This is a genomic window from Cellulosimicrobium cellulans, from assembly GCF_006539945.1.
In the GTDB taxonomy this organism is placed as follows: Bacteria; Actinomycetota; Actinomycetes; order Actinomycetales; family Cellulomonadaceae; genus Cellulosimicrobium; species Cellulosimicrobium cellulans.
In genome coordinates this window covers 25,200-38,728 of sequence record NZ_BJNZ01000025.1, presented here as the reverse complement: position 1 = coordinate 38,728, position 13,529 = coordinate 25,200, and the positions used below count along the sequence as shown (strand labels likewise).

The following is a 13,529-nucleotide window of genomic DNA, read 5'->3' as shown; positions in this document are numbered from 1 at the left end:
CGCTCCCTTCACTCCCGGGAGATCGCGGCCTATACTCCATTTCGACAGCGCTGTCAGGTGGCCTCGTGCCACGGTGTGCGACGTCGCACCACCCCGAGAGGACGCACCGCGTGAACACCCCCCACCCCGCCTGACAGCACCCCCGACCCGCGCGGGGGCGCCGGCCGTCCGACCCTGGACCGGCGCTCCCCGCGCGAGCTCCCGCACCACCCGCCCGAGCACCAGCACCGTTGCCGCTCGACGACGCCCGGAGGCCCCCATGACCCGACCACCCGCCCCACCGCCCGGGCGGCGCGCACGACGCCGTGCGTCCGCCGCCGTCGCGCTCGCCACCGCCGGGGCCCTCCTGCTCGCGCCCGCGGTCGCGCAGGGCGCGCCGTCGTCCACCGCGTCGCCCGTCTCCGGGTCGGCCACCGCCGTGGGCGACGCCGCTCCCGCGTTCGGCGCCCCCGACGCGACGGCCGCCGACTACTACGGCGCGCTGCTGCGCCACACCCGCTGGGTCGAGTCCGTCTGGGACGAGTCCGCCGGGGTGTACCAGCTCAAGGACTTCAACTTTGCCGTCGTGCTGGGCAACGCCGTGCTCCTGACCCACGGCGAGTACGACGCCGAGCTCGCGGGCGTCTCCGAGGAGACGCTCCGCGCGCACACGCTCGCCACGATCCGGCACTACGCGGCCACCAACCGGTTCGTCGACCCGGCGGGCACGTGGGGCAAGAAGCTGTTCTGGGACTCGACGTTCCAGTCGTACTTCCTCGCGGCCGGGACCCTGCTCTGGGACGAGCTCGACGCGACGACGCAGACGAACCTCACGACCATCGCGACGGGGCAGTCCAAGTACACCGCCGACCTCGACTTCGGCAAGGACCCGCTCTCGGGCTCCTGGACCGCCGACTGGCCGACGGGCAAGCACGAGGGCGACACCGCGCAGGAGGAGGCCGGCGTCTACACGCAGGCGCTCGCCCCCGGGCTCGCCTGGGCACCCGACGCCCCCGACGCGGCGCGCTGGGCCGAGCAGCTCGCCGACTGGGGCCGCAACGCGGCGGGCCAGCCGACGGCCGACCGGAACAACCCGGCCGTCGTCGCGGGCAAGCCCGTGTCGACGAACACCATGCAGACCATCCACGACACCTACCTCGTGGAGAACCACGGGTCGTTCGGTCCGCACTACCAGTCCGACATCTGGCGCTCGGGCGGCCGCAACGCGATCCACTTCCTGCTCCGCGACGAGCCGCTGCCGGAGATCCTCACGCACCAGCCCAACTCGGCGGAGCTGTGGGAGTCGATCAAGCTCGTCATGTCCGACGCGGGCGAGCCGTTCATGCCGATGGTCGCCGACCGCGAGTTCCTCTACGGCCGCGACGCCATCCCCATGGCGTTCCTCGGCCAGGTCCTGCGCGACCCCGACGCCGCGCGCACCGAGGCGAACCTCGCCGCGGCGCTCGCGGACTACCAGTCCTACGCCCCGGTCTACCGGCTCGCGAAGTTCTCGGGCGAGCCCAAGTACGAGCCCGAGGCGCGCGCGGAGATCGCCATCTCCTACCTCCTGCACGTCGAGGCCGCCGAGTCCCCCGAGGGTCCCGTCGAGCCGACGCCGCAGGACGAGTTCTTCGAGCGTCTCGCCGGTGTACGCGACTTCGGCGCCGGGCCGGGGCTGACGGTCCAGCAGTCCGCCGACGCCTGGGCCGCGGCCTCGAGCCGCAAGGGGTTCGTCAAGTTCCCGTGGGTCCCGTCGCACGACTCGTGGCTGTTCCACGTCTCGGGCTCGACCCCGTACCTCTACCCCACGACCGGCGCGACCGTCGACGAGCGGCACGTGTCGACGTACACGGAGCCGCGCGACGGGTTCGAGGGCACGTCGTCGGTGTTCCGGGTCGGTAGCGGCTACGCGGGCCAGGTCACGCTCCCGACCGGTGCGGCCGTCTACGCGTCGACGGGCGCCGGCACGGAGGACGCGAGCCTGTCCGTCCGCAACCTCGACATGAACGGGTACTCCGGGCTCGACGGCTCGCGCACCTACACGACCGCCGAGGGCGAGACCACCGCGACGCTCCCCGTGACGCGTCCGGCCGACCCCGCGGACGCGAAGGCCGCGCGCGTCGACGACCTGTCGTTCGCGCCGGTCACTGCCCGGTACGTGCGGCTCCTCGGCCAGCAGGGCCACCCGCAGTACGGCTACTCGATGTTCGCGTTCCACGCGTACGGCGCGGACGAGGGGTCGGCGACCGACCTCGCGGCCGGCAAGGTCGCGACGGCGTCGAGCCAGGACGTCGCGGGCGGCCGCCAGGCCGCGCGCGTCACGGACGGCAACCCGTCGACCCGCTGGGCCGTCGCGGTCGGCGAGCGCACGCGCCCCGACTCGTGGATCCAGGTCGACCTCGGCGAGGAGACCACCGTGGGCGGCGTCCGGTTCGCGTGGGAGGCGAGCGCGGGCGCGCGCTACCTCGTCCAGACGTCGACCGACGGCCAGACCTGGACCACGGCGACCGCGTACGGCAAGGCCCCGGCGGACGTGAACGTCGCGCGCCTCGACACCGTGGACCTCACGCCCGAGGGCGCGGACGAGCCCGCGCCGGTCACCACCCGCTACGTCCGCATGCAGGGCGTGCGCGGCGACGCGGCATACGGCTACTCGCTCTACCACCTGCGCGCGTTCTCCCCGGCGGGCACGGACGTCGCTGCGGGCAAGCCGGCCACCGCGTCGAGCGCCAACGGGTCGAACCCCGCGAGCGCCGTCACCGACGGTTCCGCCACGACCCGCTGGGCCGTGTCGGTCGCGGACCGCACCAAGCCCGACTCCTGGGTCCAGGTCGACCTCGGCGCACCTACCGCGGTGAGCCAGGTCCAGCTCGGCTGGGAGGTCGCCGCGGGTCAGGAGTACCGCGTGCAGACGTCGCTCGACGGGCAGACGTGGCACGACGCCGCGTCGTTCCGGTACACGGGCGACGAGGTGCTGCGCAGCGAGGGCGACTGGCTCAACGTCGAGGGCGAGGCCGGGTTCGTCGTGCGCGGCTCGGACGCGCCGGTGACCGTGTCGCGCGCGACCGACACGCGCCACGTCGTCCGGCTCACGGACGGCGCGACCGGTCCCCGGCTCGTCGAGATGGTCCCGGGCGACGCCGCGGCGACCGCCGCCCAGGCCGGGGCGCGCGTGCCGACGGCCGAGGACCCCGCGGTGCTCGTGAGCGCCGTCGACGGGTACGTCGTGGCGTTCAACCTCACGGGCGCGGACGTCGCGACGACGCTCACCGTCCCGCACGAGGGTGGCGCAGTCCCCGTCTACGCCGGCACGCAGACGGTCGGGGCGGACGCCTCGACGCTCGACGTCACGGTCCCCGCGGGAGACGCGGTCGTCCTCGCGCCGCGCGCGACGGTCGCCACGCCCGCCGGGCAGACTCCTGCGGGGGTGACGGTCGCCGTCGCGGACGCCCGCTCGTTCCGCGTGAGCGGCGACGGGACGCCGGTCGAGCTGCGCCACGCCGAGACGGGCGCGACCCGCACGGTCGGGGCGGCGCCGTCGGGCACGCGCGTCACCTTCCGGGACGCGACGCCGTTCCCGGTCGCGGACCGCGCGCTGAGCACGCTCACGTTCCCCGCGTCGGTGCTGCCCGAGGGCATGACGTCGCCCGCCCTCGCGGTGGACGGCGACGCCACGACCGCGTGGGTCCCCGGGACGGACGGCCGCATGGTCACCGACCTGGGCGCGCCGCGCGAGATCGGCACCGTCGTCGCCGCGTGGGAGCGCGGCGGTGCGCCGGAGTCGGTCGTGTCCGTGAGCGACGACGGCCTGACCTTCACCGACGTCGGCACGATCGGCGCCGGTGACGTCCGCGGCACGCTCGCCGTCGACCGCACGGCCCGGTACGTCGCGCTGAGCACGGCGTGGGCCGACGGCGACCCGGGACTCACCGCGCTCCGGGTGCTCGCGCCCGGCGCGGCGGACCCGGAGTCGCCGGCGGCGGTCGCCGTCACCGCGACCGCCGAGGTCCGGTGCCTCGGCGGCAAGCCGTACGTCGCGGTGCGGGTCGTGAACGACGACGACGCGCGCCTCGACGTCGAGGTCGCCACGCCGTGGGGCTCGAAGAGCTTCCCGTCCGTGGCGCCCGGCAAGAACGCGTACCAGTCGTTCGCCGTGCGCGGCGACGTCGACGGCGCGGTGGAGGTCACCGTCGCGCCGGCCGACGACGCCGACGAGCGCGAGACCGTCGCGACACCGGAGCACGGTTCGCCGACCTGCGGCTGACGCACCCCGAACCCGGGGTCGCTCCCCGATCCACCTCCGGATCGGGGAGCGGCCCCGGGTTCGGCGCGTCGGGGCGGCGCGTGCCCGCAGGTCGGGACCTTCGACCGGTCCGGCGCACCGGGTGGCGGCGCTACGTTCGAGGTCCTGGCAGCGCGGCGGGCGACCCGACCCGCCGGACTACCGGGCAGTCGTGCGTCGGAAGGAGCCGCCGATGACCCGCCCCGGCCTCGTGGTCGCCGGAGTGAACCGGTTGTCCGTCACGGACTGGCCCGGGCGGCGGGTCGCCACGGTCCTCACGCAGGGCTGCCCGTGGCACTGCGGGTACTGCCACCACCCGGGCCTGTGCGCGGTCGCCGCCCACGGGTCGCCGCCGCCCGGTGACGCCGTCCCGTGGTCCGAGGTCGTCGCGTTCCTCGCCCCCCGCCGTCGGCTGCTCGACGGCGTCGTGTTCTCCGGCGGCGAGCCGACGCTCCACCCCGGCCTGCTCGGCGCGATCGACGACGTGCGCGGCCTCGGCCTCGGCGTCGGGCTGCACACCGCCGGCCCCTGGCCCGCGCGGCTCGCGCGGCTCCTGCCGTTCGTGGACTGGGTGGGCCTCGACATCAAGCACCTGCCGTCGCGCTACCCCGTCGTCACCGGGACGATCCCGTCCGGGCGTCGCGCGTTCGAGGCGCTGACCGTGCTGCTGCGCTCCGGCGTCGACCACGAGGTGCGCACCACGGTCGACCCGAGCGTGCACTCGCGCACCGAGCTCCTCGCGCTCGGCACGCACCTGCGTCGCCTCGGGGTGCGTGAGTGGGTGCTCCAGGAGGCCGTGCCCGACGGCGCAGCCGCCGCGTGGACCCGCACGCTCGCGGGCCGCCGCCTCGCCGACGTGCTCGACGACACGGACCTCGCCTGGGCACGCCGCCGCTCGGCCGCGTGACGGCCGCGTCGTCGGCGGGTCGTCGGGGGGGGCGTCGGGGGCGTCGCGGGGGGGCGTCGGGGGGCGTCGCGTCGAGCGTCAGGCCGGGCGGACGGGCTGGCGCAGCACGGTGCGCAGCCTCGCCGGGTCCGTGCGCCGCACGTCGCTCAGGTAGATCTCGTGGTGCGGCCCGGCGAACGTCAGCCCGTGCTCGGGCAGGTAGACGTCGTGCAGCTCCGCGAGCACCGGGCCCTCGTCGTCGTACGAGCCGACGTGCAGGGTCTGCACGGACCGGCCCTCGGTGAGGCTCGTGCGTCGCACGAGGTCGAGCGCGGCCGGGGCGTCCTTCTTCGCGCGGACCGTCTCCGTGGCCGCGACGACGAGGTCCTCGTCCACCCAGTCCGGCTGGAGCACCAGCAGCGTCCAGCGCCACGCGTCCTTCTCGCGCCGCACGAACGTGCCCGGGTCCTCGGCCGTCCACAGGCCCTCCAGCGGCCCGACGACGTAGTCGCGACCCTCCCGCTTGCTCGCGAACTTCACCGCGTACGAGACGGAGAAGAGCGCCTCGACCGCCGCCGCGTAGGCGGGCGAGGTGTTCGGGTCGCCCTCGCCGTCGACCGCGAGGTAGGCGAGAGTCGGGACGTCCACCTCGACGAACCGGCCCCGCGGCGGGGCGTACAGCTCGCGGTACCGCGCCTTGAGGTCCACCTTGTCCGAGGGCATGGCCCGACGCTACCCGCCGCCCCCGACGACGGCCCGCCCGCCCGTCCGACCCGCCGCGCGGCCACCCCGGCGTGGACGGCGCTGGCGCCCCCGTCCGGCGGCTGGTATCCACACGGTGTGACCGCCTCGCCGCCCCCGTACCCGCAGCGGGACCCCCGCGCCGCGTACCCGCCCGGGCGTCCCGCTCCGGGCACGCCCCCGCCCGGACACCCGCACCAGGGGTCCCCGCCGCCCGGATCGCCGCACGCGGGCTACCCCCCGTTGCCGCCCCTCCCGCCGGCGGCGTTCACACGCCGGTACCGGACGACGGCGTGGGCGCTCATCTGGGTGCCGGTCGCGCTCATGGTCGCGGCGGCGGTCCTCAGCATCGTCCTGCTCGCGTACGCCGACAGCGACCCGTCGCGGAACTCCGCGGCGGGCTACCTGGCGATCGTCGTCTGGGGCGTCATGCTCGTCGGCGGGCCCGTGCTGCTCGGCGCGTTCATCCCTGGCTGCGTGATGCTCTCCCGCTCGAACCGGGCCCGCGCCCTCACGCGGGCCACCGGGTACCTGCCGCCCCCCTGACGCGAGGTCGTCCTCGTCCCGGACGCTCGGAGGACGCACCGCTCAGGCCCCGCGGCGCGCGAGGTCGTGCTCGACGGGCTCGGCGGGGCGCACCGGCGTCACGTAGTCCACGACGGCGCGCACGACCTCGGGGTCGCGCAGCAGGCGGTGGTGGCCGAGCCCCTGGGTCGTGAGCAGCTCGCCCTCGGGCCAGGCCGCGGCGAGCGCTGCGCCGACCGGGTACGGGACCTCCTTGTCCGCTCGGTCGTGCACGACGAGCGCAGGCGGGACCGGGTGGGTCCGCAGGGTCTCGCGCACGTCCAGCTCGGCCAGCGGCCGACCGGCGACGTCGGAGAGCAGACCCCGGAGCAGCTCACGGGTCGGGCGTGAGAGCCCGAGCAGGTCGGCGAACCCGTCGAGCTCGCCCAGCACGTCCGCGATCGCCGCGACGAGCACGAGCCGCTCCACGGGCAGCCCGTCACGGACGGCGAGGACGGTCGTCGCGGTGCCGAGCGAGTGCGCGACGACCGCCGTCGCGTCGCCGTGCTCGCGGACCACCGCGGCGAGGGCGTCCGCGAGCTCGGGCATCGTGCTGCGCCGCGGGCCGAGCCGGCCGGGCCCCGCGTCGCCGTGGCTCGGCGCGTCGAAGGCGACGACGCGGTAGCCGGCGGCCCGCAGGGGCTCGACGAACGCGCCGAGCTGCCCGCGCCACCCGCCCCACCCGTGGGTCAGGTAGACGACGCCGGCCCCGGCGCGCGAGCCGCTCGCCGTCGGGCCACCGTCATGGCGCGCCCGTTCTTCGCCGCCGCCTCCGGCCGCGGCCCACGTCTCGACGACGACGCGTGCCCCGGCGTCGGTCGTCACCGTGGTGAGCCTGCCAGGGATCGTGCGGTCGTCCCGGCGTCGCCCGGCTCCGTCGGGCGGGGTGCACCACAGGTCGAGCGCGAGGCTCGCGGCACGGCGCGGCGAGACCGCCTGGAGTGCGGCGAGGCGCGTGCGGACGAGCGCGAGCTGGAGAGCGGCCCTGCGCCGCCGTGCCGCACGACGGCGGTCAGCACGAACGGTCGTGCTTTTCTTCGAGCCTGAGACGCCCACGGAAGGTTCCTCTCGGTCGGTGGTGCAGACGGATGCGGTCAGCGGACAGGGACCGGCGCCGGCGTGCGCGCCGCGTCGAGCAGGGCCTCGAACGCACGCCGGGCGCGCTCCTCGGCGAGCGGGTCGGCCATGAAGACGTGCGCGTGGTTCACCCCGAGCATGACGCCGTAGAGGTCGGAGGCGAACTGCTCCGGGTCGACGTCGGCACGGAAGCCACCCTCCGCGACGCACGTGCGGAAGACCTGCGCCACGGCGTCGCAGAGGTCGCGGTGGTCACGGACGAGCTGGTCCCGGACGGGACCCTGCTGCGCGGAGAGCTCGGTCGCCGCCTTGACGAACAGGCACCCGCCGGGGTCCTGGCGCAGGTCGCACGCGAGCCACCCCTCGAACAGCGCCCGCATCCGCGGCTCGCCGCGCGGGGTGCGCAGCGCGGGCGCGACCACCGTGTCGATGAACTCGGCGCGCGCCTGGCCGAGCACCGCGAGCTGGAGCGACTCCTTGGAGCGGAAGTGCGCGTACAGGCCGGACTTCGACATGCCCGTGGCCGACGCGAGCTCGCCGATGGTGAGCCCGGTCAGCCCGACGCGGTACGCGGCCTCCACGCCACGGTGCAAGATCGCCTGCCGCGTCTCGTCGCCCTTGGTCACATCCCGACCGTAGCACGGTCGTGCTGAAAACCTTCCGTGCGCGACCGGGCGGACCGCGACCCCGAGCCTGGGTCGGGCCGACACGGGCCCGGGGTCACGGCGCTCCCACCGCCGCTCAGGCGGGCGCGGGCGACTCCGTGACGAGGGGATACACGCCGTTCTCGTCATGGACCTCGCGCCCCGTCACGGGCGGGTTGAAGACGCACACGCACCGGATCTCCGTCCGCGGCCGGACGACGTGCTTGTCGTGGTCGTTCAGCAGGTACAGCGTGCCCGGGGCGAGCGGGTGCACCGCGCCGGTGCCGAGGTCCTCGATCTCCCCCTCGCCGGACGTGACGAACACGGCCTCGACGTGGTTGGCGTACCAGAACGTGCTCTCGGTACCGGCGTACAGCGTGGTCTCGTGCACCGAGAACCCGACGCCCTCCTTCGCGAGCACGATGCGCCTGCTGCGCCAGTTCTCGCTGCGGACGTCGGCCTCGGTGCCGGTGATCTCGTCGAGCGTGCGGACGATCATGGGTGTTCCTCCAGGTCGGGTTCGAGCCAGGTCGGTCGGCGCTCCGGCACCGGGCGCCACGACGGGCCCGGCACGGAGCGTCTCAGCGCAGGACGGCGGCCAGCGCGTCGTCCAGCACGGCGAGCCCGCGACGCAGCTCGGCATCCGTGAGGGTCAGCGGCGGAAGGAGCTTGACCACCTCGCCCGACGGACCGGACGTCTCCACGAGCAGGCCGCGCGCGAAGGCCTCCGCGCACACCGTGCCGGCCAGGTCGCCGTCGGGCAGCTGCACGCCGCGCGCGAGGCCGCGGCCCTTCGAGACGAGCCCGTGGTCGGGGTAGCGCGCGACGACCGAGTTCAGGTGCGCCTCCACCAGGGCGCCCTTGGCGAGCGTCGAGCGCTCGAGCGCGTCGTCCGACCAGTACGCGCGGATCGCCTCCGCCGCCGTCGCGAACGCCGGCGCGAACCCCCGGAACGTGCCGTTGTGCTCCCCCGGCTCCCACACGTCGAGCTCCGGGCGGATGAGCGTGAGCGCCATCGGCAGGCCGTAGCCCGAGATCGACTTGGACAGGCAGACGATGTCCGGGACGATGCCGGCGTCCTCGAACGAGAAGAACCCGCCCGTGCGCCCGCAGCCCATCTGGATGTCGTCGACGATGAGGAGGATCCCGTGCCGGGAGCACAGGTCGGCCAGCCCGCGCAGCCACTCCGCGCGCGCCGCGTTGATGCCGCCCTCCCCCTGGACCGTCTCGACGATGACCGCGGCGGGCTCGTTGAGCCCGCTGCCGCCGTCCGCGAGCAGCCGCTCCAGGTACACGAAGTCCGGGACGTCGCCGTCGAAGTAGTCGTCGTACGGCATCGGCGTCGCGTGCACGAGCGGGACCCCCGCGCCCCCTCGCTTCATCGAGCTGCCCGTGACGGACAGCGCGCCCAGCGTCATCCCGTGGAACGCGTTGGTGAAGGTGATGACCGACTCACGCCCCGTGACCTTGCGGGCGAGCTTCAGTGCCGCCTCCACGGCGTTCGCGCCGCCCGGGCCGGGGAACACGACCTTGTGGTCGAGGCCGCGCGGACGCAGGATCCGGTCGTGGAACGTCTCGAGGAAGTCCCGGCGCGCCGTGGTGAGCATGTCGAGCGAGTGGACCATGCGGTCGTCGGCCAGGTAGTCGAGGAGCACCTGCTTGAGCCGTGGCTCGTTGTGCCCGTAGTTCAACGACCCGGCCCCGGCGAAGAAGTCGAGGTACTCGGTGCCGTCCTCGGCACGGACGGTCGCGCCGACCGCACGGTCGAACACGGCGGGCCAGGCGCGCGAGTAGCTGCGCACGCCGGACTCCAGGGCCGTGAAGCCCGTCGGGTCGTCGGCGGCGTACGCCTCGGAGGCAGGGACGGTCGAGATCGTCACGAAGGACTCTCCTTGGGGTGGTGCGCTCGGGTGCGTGAGAGTGCGAGGGGCTACGGCGTCACCCGTGCGCCGGACCGGCGTAGCCCACGTCCTGCGCCGGCTCCCGCCGGCCAGGGGCTCAGCGTGCGTGCACGCCCTCGATGACGAGCATCGGCTCGTCGACGTGCGCGTCGGGGAACTGGTCCGCGGTGAACAGCGGTCGCGTCGTGATCGTCGCTCCTCGCCGGGCGGCCCAACGCACGAACAGCGCGCGCGAGGCGACGTTCTCCTGAGCGACGGTCGTGATCACGGAGACCAGACCGGGTGACGCGTCGACGACCGAGTCGAGGAGCTGACCTGCGACGCCCTGCCCGCGATGCTCCTCGGCCACGGCGACCTGCCAGACGAACAGGCGGGACGGATCATCGGGGAGCAGGTAGCCAGAGACGAACCCGACCACCTCTCCCTCGACGACGGCGACGCGGCACGTGTCGGCGAAGTGCTGGGCGAGGAGAAGGTACGCGTACGACGAGTTCAGGTCGAGCTCGCCGGAGTCACGCGCGACACGCCACATGGCCGCGCCGTCGTCCGGTGCGGGACGGCGTACGGCGGTCCGTCGCACCCCGGCGCGGGGCGGGGCCCACGGCGCGTCGGCGGCGTTCGAGGTCGAAGGGTCGGTGGGCGCGGCGTTCGTCGTCGTGTCCATACCGTTGACGACCCTAGGCCTTCTCCCGGTGATATTGCACCCTTGCATGACTGTTCGACGGCTCGATCGGGCGTCAGATCACCCACAAGAGCCGCAGGATCATGCGGAAGGCCGGTTCTGGTCAGCAGTCGGCGCACCCGCGCCCCACGTCTCTGTGGGTGAGATACCGGGGAAGGTGGCACCGGCGGATCCCGTCGGCGGCCGCGCCGACGTGCCCGCACCGTCCAAGGGTCGGGTCGGCGCGGCGGATGAGCTCTGCTCAGGAACGACGAAGCCCCGGAACCACACGTGGTTCCGGGGCTTCTGCTGTGCGCCCGAAGGGATTCGAACCCCCAACCTTCTGATCCGTAGTCAGATGCTCTATCCGTTGAGCTACGGGCGCCGGTCCTGCTTGGCCGCTGATCGCTCACCGGCCGTCGAGAACACTACCGTGTCCCCGCCCCGAACCCAAACCGATCCGGCCCTGGACGGGCCGGGGTGACGGACGCCACGCCGTCCGACCCTCGCCGCACCTGACGCCTCGGGCGGTCCCCCCTGGGTCGGACGCGAGCTTCCCGACGTCCCGTCCCCAGCCCGACGCGGCAGGACCGGCCACCGTCGGACGATCGATCCATGACGTTCACCGGCCCCTCCCCCGCCCCCGGCGGCTCGCCCCTCGTCGCGAGCGCGCTCACCAAGGTCTACGGCTCCGCCCAGACCGCGACGCACGCCCTCGCGGGCGTGAACCTCACGGTCCACCCGGGCGAGTCGCTCGCGATCATGGGCCCGTCCGGGTCCGGCAAGACGACGCTCCTGCACGTCCTCGCGGGCATCATCACCCCGACGTCCGGCTCGGTGTCGTGGCGCGGCGAGGACGTGACGACGCTCTCCGAGGCGCGTCGCACGGTCCTGCGGCGCGAGGACTTCGGCTTCGTCTTCCAGTCCGGCCAGCTCCTGCCCGAGCTGCCCGCGGTCGAGAACGCCGCCCTGCCGCTCATGCTCGCGGGCACGGCACGCACGGAGGCCACGGCCGTCGCTGCGCGGTGGCTCGCGCACCTCGGCCTCGCCGGGATGGAGCAGCGCCGCCCGGGCGAGCTCTCCGGCGGTCAGGCCCAGCGCGTCGCGATCGCGCGCGCTCTCGTCGGGTCGCCCGGCGTCGTCTTCGCCGACGAGCCCACCGGCGCGCTCGACCAGTCGACCGGTGCCGAGGTGCTCGACGTGCTCACGCGCGCCACCCGCGACTCGGGCGCCGCGCTCGTCGTCGTCACGCACGACGCGGGCGTCGCGCGCCACTGCACCCGCACCGTGACGATGCGCGACGGCCGCATCTCCGGCGAGTTCTTCGCCCCCGGGGCCCAGCCCGCGACCCCGAGCGCGCCGAGCCAGGAGAGCGCGCGATGAGGACCGTCGACCTCTGGTGGCTCCTGCGCCGCCGCAGCGCCGACGAGCGCGACCCGCAGGGCCTGACGAACGTCCTCGCGATCATCGCCTTCGGCGTGACGACGGCGATCCTGCTCGTCGTCATGGGTGGCTTCCACGCGTTCCTCGAGCGCGCCGGGGGCATCGACGGCATGCGCGAGGGCATGGACTCGGCCATCACGCCGTACGCCACGCAGTACCCGCTCCTCGCGGGCGTCGCGTCGCTCCTGCTGCTCATCCCGCTCGTGACGCTCGGCGCGGCGGCCGCGCGCCTCGCCGTCGCGCGCCGCGACGCCCGCCTCGCGGCTCTGCGCCTCGCGGGGGCGACGACGGGCCAGGTCACCACTCTCACCGCCCTCGACGCCGCCGCGCAGGCCGTGATCGGCGCGCTCGCCGGCCTGCTCGGCTACGGCGCGCTGCTGCCCCTCGTCGCGCAGCTCCGCTTCCAGGGACGCACCTTCGCGATCGGCGAGCTCTGGGTGGGGGTGCCCGCGCTGCTCGGCGCGGTCGTGCTCGTCGTCGCGATCGCACTCGTCTCCGCGCTCGTCAGCCTGCGCCGCGTCGCGATCACCCCGCTCGGGGTCGCGGCCCGCGTCACGCCGCCCGGGCTCAAGGCCGTCCGGCTGCTGTCGATGGGCGTCGCGTTCGTCGCGCTGATCATCGCGACCAACCTGTCCTTCGGGTCCGTGGCGGTCGTCCTCACCGTCCTCACCGTCATCCTGCTGGTCGGCTTCGCGACGGTGAACGTCGTGGGTCCGTTCGTCATCTGGCTCGTGGGCAAGATGACGGCCGGGAGCGCACGGCGCGTGCCGACGCTGCTCGCCGGGCGGCGGATCGTGGACAACCCGAAGACGGCGTGGCGCTCCGTCGGCGGCGTCGCGCTCGCGACGTTCATCGCGGGACTGACGAGCATCTTCGCGCTCCTCGACCCCGGCCTGGGCGCCGACCCGGACGAGGTGCAGTACCTCACCGACATGAAGACCGGCGGGTTCCTCACCCTCGCCATCGCGGGCGTGCTCGCCGCCGTCTCGACGGGCGTCATGCAGGCGGGCCGCGTCATCGACCAGCGCAACGAGTACCGCACGCTCGTGCTGTCCGGCACGGACCTGCGCACGCTCGACCAGGCGCGCTTCCGCGAGACGCTCGTCCCGCTCGTCGTGAGCGTGGGTGTCTCGACGTTCGCTGCGCTGCTGTTCATGGTCCCGGTGATCGGTCTCAACGCGTTCGCGAACGTCGAGGTCGTCGTGCAGTTCCTGCTGTGCGTCGCGGCGGCGTCAGCCCTCGTGCTGGCCGGTGCGGGGGCGTCGCGGTTCGTCGTGCGGTCCGCGCTCGCGACCACGGGGAGCGCGTAGCCACCCCGTACGAGTCAGCACCCCGCGGGTCTCCGGACCCG

The 13,529-nt window shown here is 74.5% G+C and carries 11 protein-coding genes and 1 tRNA gene; 5 read left to right on the top strand and 7 right to left on the bottom strand.

What is annotated here, in order from left to right:
- The first annotated feature begins 259 nt into the window (after positions 1-259).
- The gene (locus CCE02nite_RS16065; protein ID WP_141390634.1) at positions 260-4,243 is read left to right on the top strand and encodes a discoidin domain-containing protein; all 3,984 of its coding nucleotides are present in this window, start codon (positions 260-262) and stop codon (positions 4,241-4,243) included.
- A gap of 211 nt (positions 4,244-4,454) precedes the next feature.
- Positions 4,455-5,168, top strand: coding sequence for an anaerobic ribonucleoside-triphosphate reductase activating protein (locus CCE02nite_RS16060; RefSeq protein ID WP_141390633.1), 714 nt, complete (start codon positions 4,455-4,457; stop codon positions 5,166-5,168).
- A 78-nt stretch (positions 5,169-5,246) separates the two neighbouring features.
- Here CCE02nite_RS16060 and CCE02nite_RS16055 read toward each other — a convergent pair whose 3' ends face one another.
- Positions 5,247-5,870 (bottom strand): GyrI-like domain-containing protein, encoded by a 624-nt coding sequence (locus tag CCE02nite_RS16055; protein WP_141390632.1) that lies wholly within the window; start codon positions 5,868-5,870, stop codon positions 5,247-5,249.
- A gap of 117 nt (positions 5,871-5,987) precedes the next feature.
- Between CCE02nite_RS16055 and CCE02nite_RS16050 the strand changes: the two genes are divergently transcribed.
- Positions 5,988-6,434 (top strand): hypothetical protein, encoded by a 447-nt coding sequence (locus CCE02nite_RS16050; RefSeq protein WP_141390631.1) that lies wholly within the window; start codon positions 5,988-5,990, stop codon positions 6,432-6,434.
- Positions 6,435-6,476: 42 nt separating this feature from the next.
- On the opposite strand, the gene CCE02nite_RS16045 is transcribed toward CCE02nite_RS16050, so the two are convergent.
- The 6 genes from CCE02nite_RS16045 to CCE02nite_RS16020 all read right to left on the bottom strand — a co-directional run bounded on the left by CCE02nite_RS16045 (position 6,477) and on the right by CCE02nite_RS16020 (position 11,120).
- Positions 6,477-7,508: an alpha/beta fold hydrolase gene (locus tag CCE02nite_RS16045; RefSeq protein ID WP_170227343.1), complete on the bottom strand. Its 1,032-nt coding sequence runs from the start codon at positions 7,506-7,508 to the stop codon at positions 6,477-6,479.
- Positions 7,509-7,546: 38 nt separating this feature from the next.
- Positions 7,547-8,155: a TetR/AcrR family transcriptional regulator gene (locus CCE02nite_RS16040; RefSeq protein ID WP_141390629.1), complete on the bottom strand. Its 609-nt coding sequence runs from the start codon at positions 8,153-8,155 to the stop codon at positions 7,547-7,549.
- A gap of 115 nt (positions 8,156-8,270) precedes the next feature.
- The gene (locus CCE02nite_RS16035; RefSeq protein ID WP_141390628.1) at positions 8,271-8,672 is read right to left on the bottom strand and encodes an ectoine synthase; all 402 of its coding nucleotides are present in this window, start codon (positions 8,670-8,672) and stop codon (positions 8,271-8,273) included.
- An 82-nt stretch (positions 8,673-8,754) separates the two neighbouring features.
- Positions 8,755-10,053, bottom strand: coding sequence for a diaminobutyrate--2-oxoglutarate transaminase (ectB, locus tag CCE02nite_RS16030; protein ID WP_371861933.1), 1,299 nt, complete (start codon positions 10,051-10,053; stop codon positions 8,755-8,757).
- 118 nt (positions 10,054-10,171) lie between these two features.
- A complete protein-coding gene (gene ectA / locus CCE02nite_RS16025; RefSeq protein ID WP_141390627.1) occupies positions 10,172-10,738 on the bottom strand; it encodes a diaminobutyrate acetyltransferase in 567 nt (188 codons plus the stop codon).
- A 309-nt stretch (positions 10,739-11,047) separates the two neighbouring features.
- Positions 11,048-11,120 (bottom strand) — tRNA-Arg (locus CCE02nite_RS16020).
- A gap of 230 nt (positions 11,121-11,350) precedes the next feature.
- Here CCE02nite_RS16020 and CCE02nite_RS16015 point away from each other — a divergent pair.
- Both CCE02nite_RS16015 and CCE02nite_RS16010 read left to right on the top strand, forming a co-directional pair.
- Entirely contained in the window at positions 11,351-12,118 is a 768-nt protein-coding gene (locus CCE02nite_RS16015) for an ABC transporter ATP-binding protein (RefSeq protein WP_141390626.1), read from the top strand.
- Positions 12,115-13,488, top strand: a complete 1,374-nt coding sequence (locus CCE02nite_RS16010) for an ABC transporter permease family protein (protein WP_141390625.1) — start codon at positions 12,115-12,117, stop codon at positions 13,486-13,488. The genes CCE02nite_RS16015 and CCE02nite_RS16010 overlap by 4 nt, the downstream gene beginning before the upstream one ends.
- Positions 13,489-13,529: the final 41 nt, after the last annotated feature.

What these genes read in the sequence shown, in the direction of transcription:
- ectA (WP_141390627.1), bottom strand. Translation starts at nt 10,738, where the DNA reads ATGGACACGACGACGAACGCCGCGCCCACCGACCCTTCGACCTCGAAC.
- CCE02nite_RS16065 (WP_141390634.1), top strand. Translation starts at nt 260, where the DNA reads ATGACCCGACCACCCGCCCCACCGCCCGGGCGGCGCGCACGACGCCGT.
- CCE02nite_RS16055 (WP_141390632.1), bottom strand. Translation starts at nt 5,870, where the DNA reads ATGCCCTCGGACAAGGTGGACCTCAAGGCGCGGTACCGCGAGCTGTAC.
- CCE02nite_RS16060 (WP_141390633.1), top strand. Translation starts at nt 4,455, where the DNA reads ATGACCCGCCCCGGCCTCGTGGTCGCCGGAGTGAACCGGTTGTCCGTC.
- CCE02nite_RS16010 (WP_141390625.1), top strand. Translation starts at nt 12,115, where the DNA reads ATGAGGACCGTCGACCTCTGGTGGCTCCTGCGCCGCCGCAGCGCCGAC.
- CCE02nite_RS16015 (WP_141390626.1), top strand. Translation starts at nt 11,351, where the DNA reads ATGACGTTCACCGGCCCCTCCCCCGCCCCCGGCGGCTCGCCCCTCGTC.
- CCE02nite_RS16035 (WP_141390628.1), bottom strand. Translation starts at nt 8,672, where the DNA reads ATGATCGTCCGCACGCTCGACGAGATCACCGGCACCGAGGCCGACGTC.